This is a genomic window from Paraburkholderia xenovorans, assembly GCF_046030735.1.
Classification (GTDB): domain Bacteria; phylum Pseudomonadota; class Gammaproteobacteria; order Burkholderiales; family Burkholderiaceae; genus Paraburkholderia; species Paraburkholderia xenovorans_A.
The window spans coordinates 84,154-103,280 of record NZ_JAQQBV010000015.1; the positions used below are offsets into that span (position 1 = coordinate 84,154).

At 63.3% G+C, this 19,127-nt stretch carries 21 protein-coding genes; 8 read left to right on the top strand and 13 right to left on the bottom strand.

What is annotated here, in order from left to right; genetic code table 11:
- Positions 1 to 68 precede the first annotated feature (68 nt).
- The 12 genes from PQQ51_RS16780 to PQQ51_RS16835 form a co-directional block, all read right to left on the bottom strand.
- Positions 69 to 1,028 carry an ABC transporter permease gene (locus tag PQQ51_RS16780; RefSeq protein ID WP_408497929.1) on the bottom strand — a complete coding sequence of 320 codons (960 nt, stop codon included), beginning with the start codon at positions 1,026 to 1,028 and terminating at the stop codon, positions 69 to 71.
- Entirely contained in the window at positions 1,021 to 2,052 is a 1,032-nt protein-coding gene (locus tag PQQ51_RS16785; RefSeq protein WP_408497930.1) for an ABC transporter permease, read from the bottom strand. The genes PQQ51_RS16780 and PQQ51_RS16785 overlap by 8 nt, the downstream gene beginning before the upstream one ends.
- Positions 2,049 to 3,614 (bottom strand): sugar ABC transporter ATP-binding protein, encoded by a 1,566-nt coding sequence (locus PQQ51_RS16790; RefSeq protein ID WP_408497931.1) that lies wholly within the window; start codon positions 3,612 to 3,614, stop codon positions 2,049 to 2,051. The genes PQQ51_RS16785 and PQQ51_RS16790 overlap by 4 nt, the downstream gene beginning before the upstream one ends.
- Complete coding sequence (locus PQQ51_RS16795; protein ID WP_408497933.1) at positions 3,611 to 4,624, bottom strand: sugar ABC transporter substrate-binding protein; 1,014 nt, start codon at positions 4,622 to 4,624, stop codon at positions 3,611 to 3,613. Before PQQ51_RS16795 ends, PQQ51_RS16790 begins: the two co-directional genes overlap by 4 nt.
- Before the next feature lie 368 nt (positions 4,625 to 4,992).
- Complete coding sequence (gene rng / locus PQQ51_RS16800; protein ID WP_408497935.1) at positions 4,993 to 6,462, bottom strand: ribonuclease G; 1,470 nt, start codon at positions 6,460 to 6,462, stop codon at positions 4,993 to 4,995.
- Positions 6,463 to 6,471: 9 nt separating this feature from the next.
- Positions 6,472 to 7,101, bottom strand: a complete 630-nt coding sequence (locus tag PQQ51_RS16805; RefSeq protein ID WP_408497936.1) for a Maf family protein — start codon at positions 7,099 to 7,101, stop codon at positions 6,472 to 6,474.
- A 127-nt stretch (positions 7,102 to 7,228) separates the two neighbouring features.
- Positions 7,229 to 7,699, bottom strand: coding sequence for a 23S rRNA (pseudouridine(1915)-N(3))-methyltransferase RlmH (gene rlmH / locus PQQ51_RS16810; protein ID WP_093639533.1), 471 nt, complete (start codon positions 7,697 to 7,699; stop codon positions 7,229 to 7,231).
- Between the two features lie 90 nt (positions 7,700 to 7,789).
- Positions 7,790 to 8,242 (bottom strand): ribosome silencing factor, encoded by a 453-nt coding sequence (rsfS, locus tag PQQ51_RS16815; RefSeq protein WP_408497937.1) that lies wholly within the window; start codon positions 8,240 to 8,242, stop codon positions 7,790 to 7,792.
- 4 nt (positions 8,243 to 8,246) lie between these two features.
- Positions 8,247 to 8,963, bottom strand: a complete 717-nt coding sequence (locus tag PQQ51_RS16820) for a nicotinate-nucleotide adenylyltransferase (RefSeq protein WP_408498021.1) — start codon at positions 8,961 to 8,963, stop codon at positions 8,247 to 8,249.
- A gap of 49 nt (positions 8,964 to 9,012) precedes the next feature.
- Positions 9,013 to 9,936, bottom strand: a complete 924-nt coding sequence (gene hemF, locus PQQ51_RS16825) for an oxygen-dependent coproporphyrinogen oxidase (RefSeq protein WP_408497938.1) — start codon at positions 9,934 to 9,936, stop codon at positions 9,013 to 9,015.
- Between the two features lie 213 nt (positions 9,937 to 10,149).
- Entirely contained in the window at positions 10,150 to 11,448 is a 1,299-nt protein-coding gene (purD, locus tag PQQ51_RS16830; RefSeq protein WP_408497939.1) for a phosphoribosylamine--glycine ligase, read from the bottom strand.
- Between the two features lie 273 nt (positions 11,449 to 11,721).
- Positions 11,722 to 12,450 carry a YebC/PmpR family DNA-binding transcriptional regulator gene (locus PQQ51_RS16835; RefSeq protein ID WP_408497940.1) on the bottom strand — a complete coding sequence of 243 codons (729 nt, stop codon included), beginning with the start codon at positions 12,448 to 12,450 and terminating at the stop codon, positions 11,722 to 11,724.
- Between the two features lie 440 nt (positions 12,451 to 12,890).
- Between PQQ51_RS16835 and PQQ51_RS16840 the strand changes: the two genes are divergently transcribed.
- Complete coding sequence (locus PQQ51_RS16840; protein WP_408497941.1) at positions 12,891 to 13,085, top strand: type II toxin-antitoxin system HicA family toxin; 195 nt, start codon at positions 12,891 to 12,893, stop codon at positions 13,083 to 13,085.
- Between the two features lie 71 nt (positions 13,086 to 13,156).
- A complete protein-coding gene (locus PQQ51_RS16845; RefSeq protein ID WP_408497942.1) occupies positions 13,157 to 13,579 on the top strand; it encodes a type II toxin-antitoxin system HicB family antitoxin in 423 nt (140 codons plus the stop codon).
- A gap of 64 nt (positions 13,580 to 13,643) precedes the next feature.
- Here PQQ51_RS16845 and upp read toward each other — a convergent pair whose 3' ends face one another.
- On the bottom strand, positions 13,644 to 14,294 hold the full coding sequence (upp, locus tag PQQ51_RS16850) for a uracil phosphoribosyltransferase (RefSeq protein ID WP_408497943.1): 651 nt from the start codon (positions 14,292 to 14,294) through the stop codon (positions 13,644 to 13,646).
- Positions 14,295 to 14,577: 283 nt separating this feature from the next.
- On the opposite strand from upp, the gene PQQ51_RS16855 reads away from it, so the two are divergent.
- The 6 genes from PQQ51_RS16855 to kdpA all read left to right on the top strand — a co-directional run bounded on the left by PQQ51_RS16855 (position 14,578) and on the right by kdpA (position 19,091).
- Positions 14,578 to 15,357, top strand: coding sequence for an SDR family oxidoreductase (locus tag PQQ51_RS16855; protein ID WP_408497944.1), 780 nt, complete (start codon positions 14,578 to 14,580; stop codon positions 15,355 to 15,357).
- 118 nt (positions 15,358 to 15,475) lie between these two features.
- Positions 15,476 to 15,865, top strand: coding sequence for a methylglyoxal synthase (locus PQQ51_RS16860; RefSeq protein WP_408497945.1), 390 nt, complete (start codon positions 15,476 to 15,478; stop codon positions 15,863 to 15,865).
- Positions 15,866 to 15,930: 65 nt separating this feature from the next.
- Complete coding sequence (locus tag PQQ51_RS16865) at positions 15,931 to 16,905, top strand: quinone oxidoreductase family protein (protein ID WP_408497946.1); 975 nt, start codon at positions 15,931 to 15,933, stop codon at positions 16,903 to 16,905.
- A gap of 181 nt (positions 16,906 to 17,086) precedes the next feature.
- Entirely contained in the window at positions 17,087 to 17,200 is a 114-nt protein-coding gene (locus PQQ51_RS16870) for a potassium ABC transporter ATPase (protein WP_408497947.1), read from the top strand.
- Positions 17,197 to 17,289 carry a K(+)-transporting ATPase subunit F gene (kdpF, locus tag PQQ51_RS16875; RefSeq protein WP_011487462.1) on the top strand — a complete coding sequence of 31 codons (93 nt, stop codon included), beginning with the start codon at positions 17,197 to 17,199 and terminating at the stop codon, positions 17,287 to 17,289. The genes PQQ51_RS16870 and kdpF overlap by 4 nt, the downstream gene beginning before the upstream one ends.
- Positions 17,286 to 19,091, top strand: a complete 1,806-nt coding sequence (gene kdpA, locus PQQ51_RS16880; protein ID WP_408497949.1) for a potassium-transporting ATPase subunit KdpA — start codon at positions 17,286 to 17,288, stop codon at positions 19,089 to 19,091. Before kdpF ends, kdpA begins: the two co-directional genes overlap by 4 nt.
- Positions 19,092 to 19,127 lie beyond the last annotated feature (36 nt).

A 19,127-nucleotide genomic window follows, 5' to 3' on the forward strand; every position in this document is an offset into this window, starting at 1 on the left:
CGGCTCGAGATCAGGGTATGACGAGCCGCGATATGGGTATGGTGCTTCCGGTTGGCACCGGAGTCCGTTCACGCGTAGCGTCCTCGTCGCTGCACGAAGCTGAGCGCGAGCACGGCAAAAATCAGCACGCCGGTTGCGACTTGCTGCCAGTAGAAATTCCAGCCGATCAACAGCAAGCCGTTTGCGACGAGGCTCATCAGCAACACGCCGAGCAGCGTGCCGATCACGCCGGGCCGGCGCGCGGGCGACAGCGTCGTGCCGATGAAGGTCGCGCCGATCGCATTCAGCAAATAGCCGTTGCCGGCCTGAGGCACAAAGGCTTTGACCGTCGACGACAGCAACAGACCCACCACGCCATAAATCAGCGCACTGGCGATCAACGTGATGGTTGTGATTGCGGCGACAGGCAGCCCCGAGTAGCGTGCTACGCCGGGTTGCGCGCCGAGCGCGACGCTGTGCCGTCCGAATACCGACCGCGCGAGCGTCACGTGCACGGCACAGGCCAGCACGGCAACAATCCACAGCGGCACGGGTAAGCCGGCCAGTGTGCCATGAGCCAATTGGCTGAATAGCGGGGGCAACGCGATATTGAGCAGATAAACCGGCTGTCCGCCATCCGTGGCGAGTTGCTGGACGGTCTGGCCGATGAACAGCGTGCCGAGCGTCGCGAGAAACGGCGCGATGCCAAGCCCGGCAATCAGCGCGCTGTTGAACGCGCCGACCAGCAGTGCCGCGCCAAGCCCCCCGAGCAACGCGGGCAACACCCCGACGTGATGTGCGCTCAGCAGCACGAATACGAGGCTCGCCAGATCGACTGAGGTGGCGAGCGACAAGTCGATGGCCCCAATCGATAAAGCGAGCGTCATGCCGAGCGCCGCGATGGCGAGCAACGCAAAGTTGTTCAGCAGGACGTCGGCAAGATTGGCGGGACGGGCGAAGCCGGGCGCGAATACCGCGAAGAACGCGATCACGGCAAGCAACGCGCCCACCAGCGCAAAGCGCTGCAGGCCTGCAATCCATTCAATCATGGGCGTGGTTTCCTGAATACCGGCGACGAATCACGGCCGTTGTCGCGACCACGAACAGGATCAACGCGCCTTCGACGCCATTGACCCAGTAGCTCGACACGTTGTCGAGCTGAAAACCATTGGTGACGATGCCGATGAAAAGCACCGCTAGCAGCGTGCCAAAAATGGTCGGCACGAGGCGCCGTGAAAACACCACGCCCAGCAACGCCGTGGCGACGACGGCAAGCAGATTGTCCCCGGCGCCTGGCGAGCTTCCGCTCAATAGCGCGGTAGACGCGAAGGCGGCGAGCGCCGCTGTGACGCCACTCAGGATATAACCGGCCGCGGCATAGGCATTGACGCGCACACCGGCCGCTCGCGCCGCGTCGCGGTGCGCGCCGGCCGCACGCAGCCGCAAACCGAACGGTGTGCAGTGAATCAGCACGGAGAAGAACGCCGCGACGATCAGCAACGCGTACGCGAGGTGGGGCACGCCGAACGGCCCGCTATCGAGCAGGAAAGTGAGTACCGGCGCCGATACCGGGACCGACGTATTCTGCGTGAGGACGAGTTCAAGTCCGCCGCAGATGTTCATGGTCGTCAACGTGGCGAGCAGTGGAAAAATGCGCAACCCGATCACGGCAAAAGCATTGAGCGCACCGACGGCGGCCCCCGAGGCGATCGTCAGCGCGATCGCCACGCTTTGCGGCGCGCCTCGGCCGAGTACGACTGCGTAGACCGCTGCGCAAAGGCCCATGTTGGCAGCGATCGATAGATCGAGACCACCCTTGATCGGATCCGGCCCGCCGCCGATCAACACCAGCGTCAAGCCAAAGCCGAGAATCCCGACCACGACGGATTGCTGCAGGACGTTCGCGAGATTCGCGACGGTGAGGAATAGCGGAGAGCTGACGGCAAACACCACAAACACCGCCGCAAAAGCGAACCCCGCGCCGTAACGCAATCCGTACTGCGCCCCGAACCCGTTCTGCGGCAATTCGATTCTCGCCCAGCGCCGTGTGCTGCCACGGATGACTTTGCTCATGCGACGAACTCCTGCTGCTGAGCGAGTCCGCGTGCGCCGGTTGCCCACGCGAGCAGATCCTGACGATCAGCTTCGCGTGACACGAGTTCCTGAACGATCCTGCCGCGCGCCATCACGAGCACGCGGTCCGTCACGTCCAGCAACTCGATCAGATCGCTGGAAAACAGCAGAATAGCGGCGCCGTCATGCGCGAGTTGGTCGAGCAGCCGATAGATTTCAGTCTTCGCTCCGATATCGACGCCAACGGTGGGCTCATCGAGCAGATAAACCGGCGACGCTTGAGCGGGTCCACGGCTCAACCATTTCGCCAGCACCACCTTCTGCTGATTGCCGCCGGACAGATGCCGCACCGGCGCCTCCATCCCCGGCGTGCGGATGCCCAGTGTTTCGATCAGCCTTTGCACAGCATCGCGCTCGCGGTGGCGCGCGAGCAGGCCCAAACGGCTGAAGCGCGTCAGGCTGGCGAGCGTCATGTTCTCCCGCACGGACAACGAAAGTGCGACGCCGTGCGCGCGACGATCTTCCGGCACGAACGCGATGCCGCGACGCACCGCGTCAACCGGGCGGCGCACGCGTAGCGCGTTGCCGTCGATTTCGATGTCGCCCTGCACGCCGCGTTCCAGACCGAACAGGCTGCGCACGACCTGTTTGCCCCCCGAGCCGAGCAATCCCGTCACGCCGACTATCTCGCCTCGACGCAGGTCGAACGAAACGTCGTCGAAGCGCCCGTGCGCGGTCAGGTTGCGGACCTTCAGAATCGGCTTGCCAGGCGCGCGCGTCGAGAGCGGCGTTCGCGATGCCGCGTCCGTGCCGATCATCGCGGCGACGAGCGTTTCCGTGGGCGTGCCGCGCGCATCGACATGCGCGACATCGGCGCCGTCGCGCAAAACGGTCACGCGATCGCAGATTGCGCTGATCTCGTTCAGGTAGTGGGACACGTAGAGGATCGTCAGTCCGCGTTGCCGGAGGCGGTCGATGGTCTGCAACAGGCGGTCGACTTCGCGGCTCACGAGTGCGGCGGTGGGTTCGTCGAAGACGAGAATGGCGGGTTCGCGAATGAGCGCACGCGTGATCTGCACGATCTGCTGCTCGGCGACGCTGAGTTCGGCGATCAACCGGTTAGGGGGCAGTTCGATGTCGAAATGAGTCAGCAGCGCTTCGCGCGCCTCCCGCTGCATGCGACGCCCGTTCAGCAGCCGCAGCGGGCCGGCAGCACGCGCGCCGAGCGCCGGTTCGTTGCCGAGCAGCAGCGCCTCGGCGACCGTGAACGTCGGCGGCAGCAAGCGCTCCTGATGGATGAATTCGAGTCCGGCGGGAGCGCGGCTTGACGCGGCCGACAGTGTTTGCGCGACGCCGTTAATGGCGATCGTGCCGCTGTCGGCTGCGTAGATGCCGGCGAGAATCTTGATGAGCGTGGACTTGCCGGCTCCGTTCTGTCCGATCAGGCCGTGCACGCTGCCGCGGGCGACTTCAAGCGACGCGCGCCGCAGTGCCGGCACCCCGTCGAACTGTTTGACGATATCGCGCAGCTCGAGCGCGGCGGGGCGGCCCGCCGTGCTCATTTTGTGTTGACCTGACCGAGCGTCTGCTGGATCGTGCCGGCGTTCTTCTTGGTGACCAGGATCGACGGTACGTAGGTGTACGGCGACAGCGTGTGGTCGCCCGCCAGATAACGCGCGGCATTGTCGACTGCGGTCTTGCCGATCAGCGCAGGCTGCTGCGCCACGACTGCCGCCGCGCTCGATTTGGGGTCCTTGATGAGGTTGACGATGTCCGGACTGCCGTCCACCGCATAGGTGCCGATCTCAGTGCGATTGGCGGCATCGACTGCCTGCGTCGCGCCGACTTGCGGCACGTCCCAGGCCGACCAGATCGCGGCAATCTGCCCCTTCGGATATTTCGAAAGCAATTGGCTAATCTGCGCATACGCGCTTTGCACGGTGTTTGAAGAGACATCGCGCAGTTCCGGCTGGATGATGTGCACCTTCGGGTAGTACTTCAGCACGGCCTTCAACTGGTCGTAACGTATTGCGCAGACCGGCACACCATAAAAGCCGTTGAAAACGAGAATATTGCCTTCGCCGTGAATGTCGTTGACGAGCTTTAGCGCGAGCTGTTCACCGATAAAGAAGTTATCCGAGGTCGTGTCGTTGAGGCTAGATGGCGACGCGGTGTCGATCGTGAAGAGGGGGATGCCAGCCTGGCGGATTTTCTGCAACCACGGCTCCAGCACCGTCACGGTGCCTAACTGTTCGATGATGGCATCCGGCTTTTGCGCGATCAGCGTCTGGATCTGCGCAATTTGCCGGTTGTCGTTGCGTCCGGCGTCGAGCGCGATCGGCGTGCCGCCCAAACGCTTCACTTCATCAACGGCCCCCTGGTACGCTTTCAGATCCCAATAGTGATCGGTGCCGATCGCGGTGATGCCGATGCGCTTGCCTTTCAACGACGGCACTGCGGTGTCGCCAGTTGTCGCATCGCTCTGTGCGTGAGCTGCGGAGAAAAAGGCGGTAGCGGAAATCGTCAGTAACGCTGCTGTTAGCGTTCGAAGAGTTTGATTGAGACGTGTCATGTCGTCGAAAGAATGGGAAGGGCAACAGGGGCGATCCCGGCGACTTTAATGAACAACGTCCCGTGCGTGAAACTAACGAATTTCGCTATGGTTAGAACGGGCGTGCTGCAGTGCTTATGGGGGAATGCGTGGGTATGGGCTCGTTGTATGCGCTCATGTCTATTGCCCAGCGGTGCTTTACGGGGCCGCAGGTTGAGCCTCATTTCAGGAACGCAATGCTTTCCTGGCGGACTTCGCTGCATACAAAACAAGGCCCGCCGGAGTATTCCGAGCGGGCCTTGTTTTGTATGAAAGCGTTAGATGAGTAGCTAGATGGTTTTCTGTGAGGGTGAAACTTTGAAAGCCTTATGCGATAAGAGGGTGATGGACTACATCAGCACAATATCGTACTGCTCCTGACTCAAATTCGACTCCACCTGCAGCGACACCGGCTTCCCAATAAAATCAATCAACATCGCCAGGTGTTGCGACTCTTCCTCGAGAAACAGATCAATGACCTGCTGCGACGCCACCACCCGGAACTCGCGCGGATTGAACTGCCGCGACTCGCGCAGAATCTCGCGCAGCACGTCGTAGCACACCGTGCGCGACGTCTTGACCTGACCCTTCCCCTGACACACCGGGCAAGGCTCGCAAAGCACATGCGCCAGAGACTCACGCGTACGCTTGCGCGTCATCTCAACTAGCCCAAGCTGCGAGAACCCATTCACCGTCACGCGCGTGCGATCCCTCGACAACGCCTTCTTCAACTCGCCCAGCACCTGATCGCGGTGCTCGAGATTTTCCATATCGATGAAGTCGATGATGATCACGCCGCCCAGATTACGCAGACGCAACTGCCGCGCAATCGTATGCGCGGCCTCGAGGTTGGTCTTGAAGATCGTATCGTCGAAGTTGCGCGCGCCGACATAGCCGCCGGTGTTCACGTCGATGGTGGTCATCGCTTCGGTCTGGTCGATCACCAGATAGCCGCCCGACTTCAGATCGACCCGGCGCGACAACGCGCGTTGAATCTCCGCCTCGATGTTGTACAGATCGAAGAGCGGCCGTTCGCCGGTGTAGTGATGCAGCTTCGACGACACCGCCGGCGTGAACTCCGCCGCGAAATCGGCCAGCATCTGATGCGTCTCGCGCGAGTCGACCTGGATGCGCGAGGTTTCGTCGTTGACGAAATCGCGCAGCACACGTTGCGCAAGATTCAGATCCTGATAAAGCAGGCTCGTGGGCGGCATGCGCTGGCTTTGCGAAATGATCGTCGCCCACGTCTTGCGCAGATACGCGACGTCGCCCGCCAGCTCTTCACTGGTTGCATCTTCCGCGATCGTGCGCACGATGTAGCCGCCTTTTTCATCGGCAGGCAACACGGCGGTCAAACGGGCGCGCACGGCCTCGCGTTCGGCTTCGCTCTCGATCTTCTGCGAGATGCCGATATGCGGCTCCTGCGGCAGATACACCAGCGTGCGCCCGGCGATGCTCACTTGCGTGGAAAGCCGCGCGCCCTTGGTGCCGATCGGATCCTTCACGACCTGCACCATCAGCGTCTGGCCTTCGAACACGATCTTCTCGATCGGCTGATGCGGTGTTTGATGCTGCGGTTCGCCCGCAATGCGCGGATGCCAGATGTCGGCTACGTGCAGAAACGCGGCGCGTTCCAGACCGATGTCGATGAAGGCGGATTGCATGCCCGGCAACACGCGGACGACCTTGCCGAGATACACATTCCCGACGCGCCCGCGCGACAGCGTTCGTTCGACGTGAAGTTCCTGGACGGCGCCTTGCTGGACGAGCGCAACTCGCGTTTCCTGCGGCGTGACATTGATCAGGATTTCTTCATTCATAGTGTTGTTTTAGAAGTCGATGCGCGCTGCACGCAGGAGGGCAGCGGTTTCAAAAAGCGGCAAACCCATGATACCTGAATAGGACCCGTCGATATGCTCGATAAACTCCGCGGCGCGTCCCTGCACGCCGTAGGCGCCCGCCTTGCCGAGCGGCTCGCCGCTCGACACGTAAGCGCGGATCGCGTCGGCGTGCAGTGCAGCAAAACGCACCTTCGACACCGATAAAGCAGCAGGCAGCAACGCGCCCTCTGCGTCGACCACGGCCACGGCGGTCAGCACTTCATGCGCACGGCCGGCGAGGCGCGTGAGCATCGCGACGGCATCGTCGGCGTCGATGGGTTTGCCGAGAATCGCGTCGTCGATCGTGACGGTGGTGTCGGCCACCAGGATCGGCCGCGCGCTATGCGCGCCCGCAACGAGCCGCGCGTGCGCGGCCTGCGCCTTGGCGATGCACACGCGCTGCACGTAGTCGCGCGCGCGCTCGCCGGGCAGTTCGACTTCGAGCGCTTCGGCGTCTTCATCGGGGCGCGGCAGCAGCAGTTCGAAGCGCACGCCGAGCTGTTGAAGCAACTCCTGGCGGCGCGGACTTTGAGAAGCGAGGTAGACGAACGGATGCAGCGAAGCAACGGGCGTTGGCATGAACAGATCTCGACGAAGCGGATTGCATGAGCGCGCGCCGTGCCTTCGATCAGACATCGTGCGCGCTTCGATGAGCGCAGCGGGAACGGAGACTATCGGCGCGCGAACTGCCGCCGGCCTCGTCCGCTCATACGCGGTGGTAGGGGTGATTTTGCGTGATGGTCCACGCGCGGTAAAGCTGTTCGGCGAGCAGCACGCGGACCATCGCGTGCGGCAGGGTCAGGCTCGACACGCGCAACAGCATGTCGGCGCGCGCCTTCAGATCGGGATCGAGCCCGTCGGCGCCGCCGATCAGAAACGCCACGTCGCGGCCGTCCTGCTGCCAGCCGGGCAGCGCGCCGGCAAGCTGCATCGTGGTCCAGTCCTTGCCGCGTTCGTCGAGCGCGACGATGCGCGCGTTCTTCGGCAACGCGGCTTCGATCTTTTGCCGCTCGGCGGCCATCACGCTTTCCGCAGGCCGTCCCGACGAACGCTGCTCGGGTTTGATCTCGCGCAGTTCGATGCGCAACTCGGGCGGCATGCGCTTCGCGTATTCGTCGAAGCCGGTGGCGATCCAGTCCGGCATCTTGTGGCCGACGGCGAGGATGTGCAGTTTCATGACGGGTGGCGGCGCGGATTCAGGCAGACAAACACGCGCGCAAGCAATCGTGGACTGGGCGGCAACGCGGGTAAAGCGGACAAGGCGCGCTTACTTGCGGCGTGCCGGCGTCTTGCGCGCGGGTTTCGCGACCGGCGCTTCTTCGTCTTCTTCCTCTTCGTCGGGCTCGCTCGAGCGCGCGCCGCCGAACGGATCGGGCGTCGACAGTTTGATGCGCACCGGCTTGTCGCCCCAGATCTCTTCGAGGTTGTAGTACTGGCGCAGCGCCGGTTGCAGGATGTGCACGATCGCGTCGCCGCAATCGACCAGCACCCATTCGCCGATGTCCTCGCCTTCGGTGCTGATCACGTCGCCGCCGTTTTCCTTGACGCTCTCGCGCACGCTCGACGCGAGCGCCTTGGTCTGGCGGTTAGAGGTGCCGCTCGCGACGATCACGCGGTCGAACAGCGCGGTCAGGTGGCTGGTGTTGAACACCTTGATGTCTTGCGCCTTGACGTCTTCGAGAGCGTCGACGATCACGCGTTGCAGTTTGCGAATATCCATGGGGTTACCGGTGGTACAGATGATGTTGAAGAATATAGTCCCACACCGCAGCGGGGACATGGCTCGCGGCCTGGTCTTGCGGTTCGTCGCCCACGTGGGCGAGTCGCCGGCTCACCTGTTCGCGCAGATGCGCGCGAATGTCGGTGGCCGAGACGTTGAACGCAAGCGTCGTATCGATCAGCAAGTGGCCGCAGGGGGTGGCTTGCAGAACGTCGGCGCGGGCACGGCGCGCGTCGATTTCTTTTGCGACCACAGGCGGAATCGACGCAAGGTCGAAACCGGGCCGCGTGGCCGCGGCAATATGCGCAAACTCGAACAGACGCCGCCAGTCGCGCCACGTGTCGAGATGCACCAGTTGATCCGCGCCCATCAGAAGCGCGATCGACGCATCCTGACCTTCGCGTTCACGCCAGCGTTGCAGCGTGTCGACCGTGTACGTGGGGCCGTCGTGATCGATCTCGTCGGTCGCGACGCTGACCTTGACGCCCGGCAACACCAGTTCGCTGGCCGCCGCGCGTGTCATTGCAAGCCGATGCACGGCCGGCGACACGTCCGCTTTCTGCCAGGGCTGGCCGGCCGGCAGCAACACCAGTTCGGTCAGTTGCAACACATCGGCGAAACGCCGCGCGAGCGCGAGGTGGCCGTCGTGGATCGGATCGAAAGTGCCGCCGAGCAAACCGATCCGGCGAGGCAGGGCGACAGGGTGAGCGTTCGGCTTCAGGTGAAGATCCTTTGTCGTGACGGTCGCGCGCGGCGTGTGGGCCGAAGCCTCACAGCCACTCGCGCTGCACGAGAAAATCGCTGTAAAGACGCGCTTCCGGCGTGCCCGGCTCGGGCTGCCAGTCGTAGCGCCAGTTCGCGCGAGGCGGCATCGACATCAGGATCGACTCCGTGCGTCCGCCGCTCTGCAGCCCGAACAGTGTGCCACGGTCGCAGACCAGATTGAACTCGACGTAGCGTCCGCGCCGGTAAGCCTGGAAATCGCGCTCCGCCTCGCCGTACGGAATGTTGCGGCGCTTTTCGATGATCGGCAGATACGCTTTGAGGAACGCCTCGCCGACGTCGCGGATCATCGAGAACGAACGCTCGAAGCCCGGCGCCGAAAAATCGTCGAAGAAAATGCCGCCGACGCCGCGCGGTTCGTCACGATGCGGGATGTAGAAATACTCGTCGCACCAGCGCTTGAACGCGGGGTAGAGCTCCGCGCCATAAGGTTGCAGCGCGTCGCGGCAGGTGCGGTGGAAGTGCTGCGCATCTTCCTCGTAGCCGTAGATCGGCGTCAGATCCATGCCGCCGCCGAACCAGAACACCGGCTCTTCATTCGCCTTGGTCGCGATCAGCAAGCGCACGTTCATGTGCACGGTCGGGCAGTGCGGATTGTGCGGGTGCAGCACGAGCGACACACCCATCGCCTCGAAACCGCGGCCGGCCAGTTGCGGGCGCGCCGCGCTCGCCGAGCCCGGCAGCGTGTCGCCGGCTACGTCGGAGAAGCCGATGCCGGCGCGCTCGAAAAAGTTGCCGCCTTCGAGAATCCGCGTGCAGCCGCCGCCGCGCAGCTTTTCGCCGGGCGCGCGCTGCCATGCGTCGGTCGCGAAGGGTTTGCCGTCGAACGCGCCGAGCGTGTCCGCGATCTGCGTTTGCAGGCCTTGCAGCCAGCTGCGCACGGCCTGTGCGTCGTAGCTCGAATCAGTCATGAATGCGGATGCCGGGAGCGGCACGTGCGCGGTGCCGCCAGTTCTATGTAAGGAGGACGACCGGACCTTCGGCAGCGTTGCCGCGATGGCCCGTGGTACGGTGGTTCGCGCCGCAAACCTTGCGTGGCGCGCTGCCTGCGGCCGATGCCGGATCGGCTGCGAAAACCCGCAGTGTAGCGCCGATGGCGCGACACTGCGGGCAGCGAAGGCGGCTTAATGCTTGCCTTCGGTCTTGGGGTCGTGCTTGCGGTTCAACGCGCGGAAGCCGATGTCACGGCGATATTGCATGCCGTCGAACGAGATCTGGTTGATCGTTTCGTACGCGACCGATTGCGCGCTGCGCACCGAATCCGCCAGACCGACCACGCACAGCACGCGGCCGCCCGAGGTGGTCAGCTTGCCGTCCTTGAGCGTGGTGCCCGCGTGGAACGTGACCGAGTCCGCGGTTTCCGCCGGGATGTCGCTGATCCGGTCGCCCTTTCTCGGCGTGTCCGGATAGTTGTGCGCGGCCAGCACTACGCCGAGCGCGGTACGGCGGTCCCATTCCAGCTCGATCGTATCCAGCGTGCCGGCAATGGCCTGCTCGACCACCTTCGAGAAGTCGCCCTTCAGACGCGCCATGATCGGCTGCGTTTCCGGATCGCCCATGCGGCAATTGAATTCGAGCGTTTTCGGGTTGCTTTGTGCGTCGATCATCAGGCCGGCGTACAGGAAGCCGGTGAAGCGGACACCTTCTTTTTCCATGCCGCGCACCGTCGGCAGGATGATTTCGCGCATCACCCGAGCGTGCAGTTGCGGTGTGACGATCGGCGCGGGCGAGTAGGCGCCCATGCCGCCCGTGTTCGGACCCTGGTCGTCGTCGAGCAGACGCTTGTGGTCCTGGCTCGACGCGAGCGGCAACACGTGTTTGCCGTCCACCATCACGATGAAGCTCGCTTCTTCGCCGGAGAGGAATTCCTCGATCACGACACGCGCGCCGGCATCGCCGAGCTTGTTATCCGACAGCATCATGTCGACCGCGGCGTGCGCTTCTTCCAGCGTTTGCGCGACCACGACACCCTTGCCCGCCGCGAGACCGTCGGCCTTGATGACGATCGGCGCGCCCTTCGCGTCGAGATACGCATGCGCGGCGGCGACGTCGGCGAAGGTTTCGTATTCGGCCGTCGGGATCGCGTGGCGCTTCATGAACGCCTTGGCGAAATCCTTCGAGCTTTCGAGCTGCGCGGCTTCCTTGCTCGGCCCAAAAATCTTCAGACCGCGCGAGCGGAACAGGTTGACGATACCGGCCGCGAGCGGGCCTTCCGGACCGACCAGCGTGAACGCGATCTGCTCTTTCTCGACGAAATCGGCGAGCGCGGCCGGATCGGTGATGTCGATGTTGCGCAGACGCTCGTCCTGGGCGGTGCCGCCGTTGCCAGGAGCCACGTAGACGAGCTGGACCCGCGGCGATTGCGCGAGCTTCCATGCGAGCGCATGTTCGCGACCGCCGGAACCGACGACGAGTAACTTCATGTGAATCCCCGAGACTTAAAAACCATAAACGGCTGAAGCAGCACGCTCAGCCGTGAAAATTGCAGCAAGGTCCGCCAGCCGTGGCGCCGCCGGGCGAGTACACCGGCGGTGGTGCAAACCACCTTGCGAGCCCGCATGCACACCCAATGGGCGCTACGGACGGCGATGCCGAAAGATCGCAAACAGCCGGCTCAGCAGCGACGCGAGGGCCGCGCCGGCGGTCGGGCATGAGGACGGGTCGCTGCCCGCCATGCCCTGCCCGCCGGGGCACGCTCATTCGTCGGCGATCGCGGCGTTTGTATAGACTTCCTGCACGTCGTCCAGACTTTCCAGCGCGTCGAGCAGCTTTTGCATCTTCACGGCGTCCTCGCCGGTGAATTCGACTTCCGTCTGAGGTTTCATCGTGACCTCGGCCAGCTCGGCCTTGAAGCCCGCAGCTTCGAGCGCGGTTTTCACCTTCGGGAAATCGTTCGGCGGGCACAACACTTCGATACTGCCGTCGTCATTCGTGACGACGTCGTCGGCGCCGGCTTCGAGCGCGGCTTCCATCAGCTTGTCTTCCGCCGTGCCGGGCGCGAACAGGAACTGGCCGACGTGATCGAACATGAACGACACCGAGCCGTCCGTGCCCATGTTGCCGCCGTTCTTCGAGAACGCGTGACGCACGTCCGCCACCGTACGGGTGCGGTTGTCGGTCATCGTGTCGACGATCACCGCCGCGCCGCCGATGCCGTAGCCTTCGTAGCGGATTTCTTCGTAGTTTGCGCCGTCCACGCCGCCCACGCCGCGTTGGATCGCGCGGTTGACGTTATCTTTCGGCATGTTGGCGTCGTACGCCTTTTCGACGGCGAGCCGCAGACGCGGATTCGAGTCGATGTCGCCGCCGCCCATGCGGGCCGCGACCTGGATTTCCTTGATGAGCCGCGTCCAGACCTTGCCGCGCTTGGCATCGGCCGCTGCTTTCTTATGCTTGATGTTGGCCCATTTCGAATGACCCGCCATACCTTTCTCCGTCGCGCGCGCCAGCGGGGCGCACGCATAGTGCAATTGTCGTTGCGATGTCGGGCGCTTGCGCCTCGATGTCAAACAGCTCGGTGTCAGAGCGTTTTCAGCTTGATCACGCCCGGCCGTCCCGGCTAGCGGGACCGAAGGTCGGCAGCGCGGTTAGGGCGGGCGATGCGGCCAGCGTGACCGCCAACACGGCGCCGGTCCCGGCAGGCCCCGCGCGAAGGCGCGATGCGCCGGACGGTTGTGCAAGTTGAGCCGCTCTTTGAGCGGATTCGAATTTTATCATGCCGCAGGGGGGCGGCAGACACCGGATAACGCGAAAATGGGCGGTGGGCGCTTATTTCGGGCCGCTTTCCGACCCAGACGCATGCTTATGCGTATCGTTGCGTCTCTTGCGAATGTAAACATTTTTGTTTATATTTTCGCTTGTGTTCATGAACACAGGAGGGCCGGTGAAGCAAAGCGAGTTCAGACGTTGGCTCGCTGACCAGGGAGCGACTTTCGAACAGGGCAGCAAACATTTGAAGGTGTATCTGAACGGTCGGCAGACCACACTGCCGAGGCATCCCGCTCACGAGATTTCGGAGCCGCTTCGCAAAGCAATTCTTAAACAACTGAACTGCAAATAGAGGGGCAAGCCCCGCAAGGGGCTTCACCAGCGCCCCCGTTTTTCCCTGCAAGGGACCACGGAGAGTTACTTATGTTTCGCTATCCCGCCCGCATCGAACCTGATGAAGCCGGCTTTACTGTTTTCTTTCGCGATATCCCGGAGGCGCTGACTTCCGGCGAGACGCTTGAAGAAGCACGCGAAATGGCGGCCGACGCACTGGCCACGGCGATGGATTTCTACTTTGAGGACAAACGGCCGGTGCCGTTGCCGTCAAAGCCGCGCCGCGGCGAAGCGTTGATCGAGCTGCCGGCGAGCCTCGCGGCCAAGGTGCTGCTGCTCAACGAGATGCTCGCGCAAAAGGTGACGCCTTCCGAATTGGCGCGGCGCCTGCATACGCGTGCGCAGGATATCCAGCGGGTGATCAACCTCGGTCACGCGACCAAGATCGACACGATCGCAAGCGCGCTGGCCGCGCTCGGCATGCGGCTCGAGCTGTCAATCGTGCCGGCGTAATTCGAAAAAACTCGCCCGGCGGCCGCCTTTCCGGCGCGCTGCCGCAGCGGTTTCTATCCCCTCATCAATTCTTCGTCCCAAACAACCGGTCGCCCGCGTCGCCGAGACCCGGCACGATGTACGCGTGCTCGTTCAGATGCGAATCGAGCGACGCCACGTACAGCTTGACGTCCGGATGCGCATCCTGGAACACCTGCACGCCTTCGGGCGCGGCCACCAGCGCGAGGAACAGGATGTTCTCGCCCGCCACGTTGCGGCGCTTCAGCACGTCGACCGCGTGCACTGCCGAATAGCCGGTCGCGACCATCGGGTCGCACAGGATGAACACGCGGTCTTCCAGATCCGGCAGGCGTACCAGGTATTCGACCGGGCGGTGGTCGTCGGCGCGATACACGCCGATGTGGCCCACGCGCGCCGACGGCACCAGCTCCAGCAAGCCGTCCGACATGCCGATGCCGGCGCGCAGCACCGGCACGATCGCGAGCTTCTTGCCGGCGATCACCGGCGCGTCGATGTCGACGAGCGGCGTGGTGATGCGGCGCGTGGTCATCGGCAGGTTGCGGGTGATTTCGTAGCCCATCAGCAGCGTGATTTCGCGCAGCAGTTCGCGGAACGTGCGGGTCGACGTGTCCCGGTCGCGCATATGCGACAGCTTGTGCTGGATCAGCGGGTGATCGAGGATGAAGAGATTGGGAAAACGGCTGTCCTGAGTCATGGCGAGGGCGCAAGCGGCGGAAAAAGGGATCGGCTCCGGTATCGGATCGGCGGCCGGAGCCGGCTGGAAAAAAGCCGGCGCGGCGCGCCACGGCGCAAGTTTACCGAAAGAGTGCCGCCGGAAGATACCGGAGATTGCAGCAGCCCAGGGCAGTCCGCCCCCGATTCTTCTAGAATCGGGGGAAACTCAAGGACGCTCGGGTAGCCGGCAAGCGCCGCTGCCGCGCGCATTCGGACCCGATTCGAACCACCTTCAGGCCGCATCCGGCCAGGGAAATGCAAACATGGACATGGGAATCGCAGGACGCACTGCGCTGGTTTGCGCAGCCAGCAAAGGCTTGGGGCGCGGTTGCGCGGAAGCGCTCGCGGCCGAAGGCGTCAACCTGACAATCGTCGCGCGCACCGCCGAAACGCTGGAGGCGACCGCCGCCGAGATTCGCAAGCAGAGCGGCGTGGAAGTGAAAACGGTCGCCTGCGACATCACCACGCCGGCAGGCCGCGCAGCCGCACTCGCGGCCTGCCCGCAGCCGGACATCCTCGTGAACAATGCGGGCGGTCCGCCGCCGGGCGACTTCCGCAACTTCACGCACGAAGACTGGATCCGCGCGCTCGAAAGCAACATGCTCACGCCGATCGAACTGATTCGCGCGACCATCGATTCGATGAGCGCACGCGGCTACGGCCGCATCGTCAATATCACGAGCTCGGCGGTCAAGGCGCCGATCGACGTGCTGGGCTTGTCGAACGGCGCGCGCTCGGGGCTGACCGGCTTCGTGGCGGGGCTCGCGCGCAATGTCGCGTCCACTGGCGTCACGGTCAACAATCTGCTGCCCGGCCTGTTCGACACCGATCGCATCGCCACCACCTTCAACGCGCAAGCCAAAGCGCAAAACATCTCCGTCGACGAAGCACGCAAGCAGCGCATGAAAACCATCCCCGCGGGCCGCTTCGGCAATCGCGACGAATTCGGCCGCGCGTGCGCGTTCCTGTGCAGCGTGCATGCCGGCTACATCACGGGGCAGAACTGGCTGATCGACGGCGGCGCCTATCCGGGCACTTTCTGAGCGGGCGCTTTTCCCGTCGGTTCGTCGACAGCGAACGCGTGATCGGCACCGCAGGCACCGCAGGCACCACAAGCACCACAACAACGACAATCACAACGGTTTCAGGAGTCTTAACGTCATGACCACCCGCATTGCGCTGATCGCGCACGATCACAAGAAAGACGACATCGTCAAACTGGCCGGCGAATACGTCGAGACGCTGCGGCGCTGCGAAATCGTCGCGACCGGCACGACCGGCACGCGGATCGGCGACGCGCATGGTCTTACGGTCGAGCGCATGTTGTCGGGCCCGCATGGCGGCGACTTGCAGATCGGCGCGCAACTCGCGGAAGGGCGCGTGGACATGGTGATTTTTCTGCGCGACCCGATGACGCCGCAGCCGCACGAACCGGACATCAACGCGCTGGTGCGCGCGTGCGACGTGCACAACATTCCGTGCGCGACCAACATCTCGACCGCGCGCATGATTCTGGACGTGCTGACCTTGCGCCTGACGCAACAGGTCTGAATGAAGGCGAACGCAAGCGCAAGCGCGCTTTACGATCAAGCAGGATCACACATCAAGGAGGCATGATGGTCAAAGCAATCCGATTCGATAAAACCGGTGGCCCGGAAGTGATGAAATGGGTCGACGTCGAAGTAGGCGATCCGGGCGCGGGCGAAATCCGCATCCGGCAGACGGCAGTCGGACTCAACTACATCGACGTGTATTTCCGCACGGGCCTGTATCCGCTGCCGTTGCCCGGCGGTCTTGGGATGGAAGCAGCAGGCGTCGTGACCGCAGTGGGTTCGGGCGTCGCGGATCTGAAGGCCGGCGACCGCGTGGCGTATGTGGCGCGTCCGCCTGGCGCCTACACGCAGGAGCGGGTGCTGCCGGCCGCGCAGGCGGTCAAGGTGCCGGACGCGCTGAGCGACGAGCAGGCGGCCTCGGTGATGCTGCAAGGCCTGACCGCGCAATATCTGCTACGCCGCACGTATCCGGTGAAGGCCGGCGACACGATTTTGATCCAGGCGGCGGCAGGCGGCGTCGGTTTGCTGGTGTGCCAATGGGCGAAGGCGTTGGGCGCGACGGTGATCGGCACGGTCGGCTCCGACGAAAAAGCCGAGATCGCAAAGGCGCACGGCTGCGACCACGCGATCGTCTACACGCGTGAGAACTTCACGAAGCGCGTGCGCGAGATCACGAATGGCGCGGGTGTGCCGGTGGTGTACGACTCGATCGGCAAAGACACGTTTGCGGCTTCGCTCGATTGTCTCGCGCCGCTCGGCATGTTCGTGAGCTTCGGCAATGCATCGGGCCCGTTGCCGCCGATCGATTCGTCGGAATTCGCCGGACGCGGTTCGCTGTTCTTTACGCGCCCCACACTTTTCACCTATATCGGCAAACGCGCCGATTACGAGGCGATGTCGGCGGAGCTGTTCGACGTGCTGGTGTCGGGCAAGGTGAAGACGAGCATCAATCAGCGTTACGCGCTCGCCGACGTCAGCAACGCGCACACCGAACTCGAAGCGCGCCGCACCACCGGTTCGACGATTCTGATACCGTAACGCGCAGCGCGTCGCCAGGGGCGCAAGCCCAAGCCTCACAGTCAAAGGCCGTTTCTTCAGACAAGGAAACGGCCTTTTCCGTTTACGCGATTTTTACACCCCCCTCTCCATCTTTGACCAGCCCTTTACGCGGATCGGCATAACGTTCGACCTATCCAAAGTCCGTGTATGGAGAACAAAAATGGATGTGCTGTATGTCGGGGGGCTGGTGCTGTTTTTCGCGCTGACCTTTGGTTTGATTGCGGGCTGCGAGAAGTTGATGCAGTTCCGTCGCGGTCAGGGAGCGCGCTCATGAACTGGATCCTCTGGTTGTCGGGCGCGGCTACCGCGCTGCTGTTCGTGTACCTGGTCTATGCGCTGCTGCGCGCGGAGGACATTGAATGAACTCGAACAATGTCCTTCAAGCGGGACTTTTCATCGTCGTACTGCTGATTGGCGCGGTGCCGATGGCTCGCTATATCAGCGGCGTGATGGACGGCACCTCTCGCGTGGTCCGTTTCGGCGGTCCCGTGGAGCGCCTGTTGTATCGCATCGCGGGTGTCGATTCGTCGGCGGAAATGAGCTGGAAGCACTACGCCATCGCCACGATCGCGTTCAACGCGCTCGGTACGCTGTTCCTGTACGTGTTGTTGCGCGTGCAAGGCTGGCTGCCCGGCAATCCGCAGCAGTTCGGCCCGATGACGGTCGACGGCGCGTTCAATACGGCCGTCAGCTTCGTGACGAACACGAACTGGCAAGACTACACGCCTGAATCGACCGTCGGCTATCTGACGCAGATGCTCGGCCTGACCGTGCAGAACTTCCTGTCGGCCGCCACCGGTATCGTGGTGGTGATCGCGCTGATTCGCGGTTTCGCGCGTCACACGGCACAAACCATCGGCAACTTCTGGGTCGACCTGACACGCGTGACGCTGTACGTGTTGCTGCCGCTGTCGGTGATCCTCGCTGCGCTGCTGATGAGCCAGGGCGTGATCCAGAACTTCAAGGCGTACGAAGACGTACCGACGCTGCAAACCACCACCTATGCCGCGCCTAAGCTCGACGCACAAGGCAATCCGGTGAAGGACGCGAAGGGCAATCCGGTGACGGTCGATACGCCGGTCAAGACGCAGACCCTCGCGATGGGTCCGGTCGCCTCGCAGGAAGCGATCAAGATGCTCGGCACCAACGGCGGCGGCTTCTTTAACGGCAACTCGGCGCATCCGTACGAAAACCCGACACCGTTCTCGAACTTCCTGCAGATCTTCGCGATGCTGCTCATTCCGGCGTCGCTGGCTTTGGTGTTCGGCCGGATGATCATGGATCGCAAGCAGGGCGTGGCCGTGCTCGCGGCAATGACGATCGCGTTCGGCGTCTGCGTGTTCGGCGAAATCAGTGCGGAGCAATCGGGCAACCCGGCGTTTACCGCATTGAATATCGATCAATCGGCAAATGCATTGCAATCGGGCGGCAACGCGGAAGGCAAGGAAACGCGCTTCGGTATCGCACAGTCGGGCATCTTCACGATAGCGACCACGGCGGCCTCGTGCGGCGCGGTGAACAATACGCACGATTCGCTGACGCCGATCGGCGGCCTCTATCCGATGCTGTTGATTCAACTGGGCGAAGTGATCTTCGGCGGCGTGGGTTCCGGTATGTACGGGATGCTCGTGTTCGCGTTGCTGGCTGTGTTCGTGGCGGGCCTGATGATCGGTCGTACGCCTGAATATGTCGGCAAGAAGATCGAAGCGTACGAAATGAAGATGGTGTCGATCGTCGTGCTGCTCACGCCGCTGCTGGTGCTGGTGGGTACGTCGATCGCGGTGCTGACCGATGCGGGCAAAGCCGGCATCGCCAACCCCGGCGCGCACGGCTTCTCCGAAATCCTGTACGCGTTCAGCTCGGCGGCCAACAACAACGGTAGCGCCTTTGCCGGCCTGACAGTGAGCACGCCGTTCTACAACTGGCTCACGGGTATCGCAATGTGGTTCGGCCGCTTCGGCACGATCATTCCGGTGCTCGCGATTGCCGGCTCGCTCGCTGCGAAAAAGCGTATCGGTGTGACCGGCGGCACGCTGCCCACGCATGGCCCGCTGTTCGTCGTGCTGCTGCTCGGCACGGTGCTGCTGGTCGGCGCGCTGACTTATGTGCCTGCGCTCGCGCTGGGTCCTGGTGTCGAACATCTGATCATGATGGGCGCCCATTGAGGCCGCTCGTCAAACCAGCGACCGAACTGACTCAAG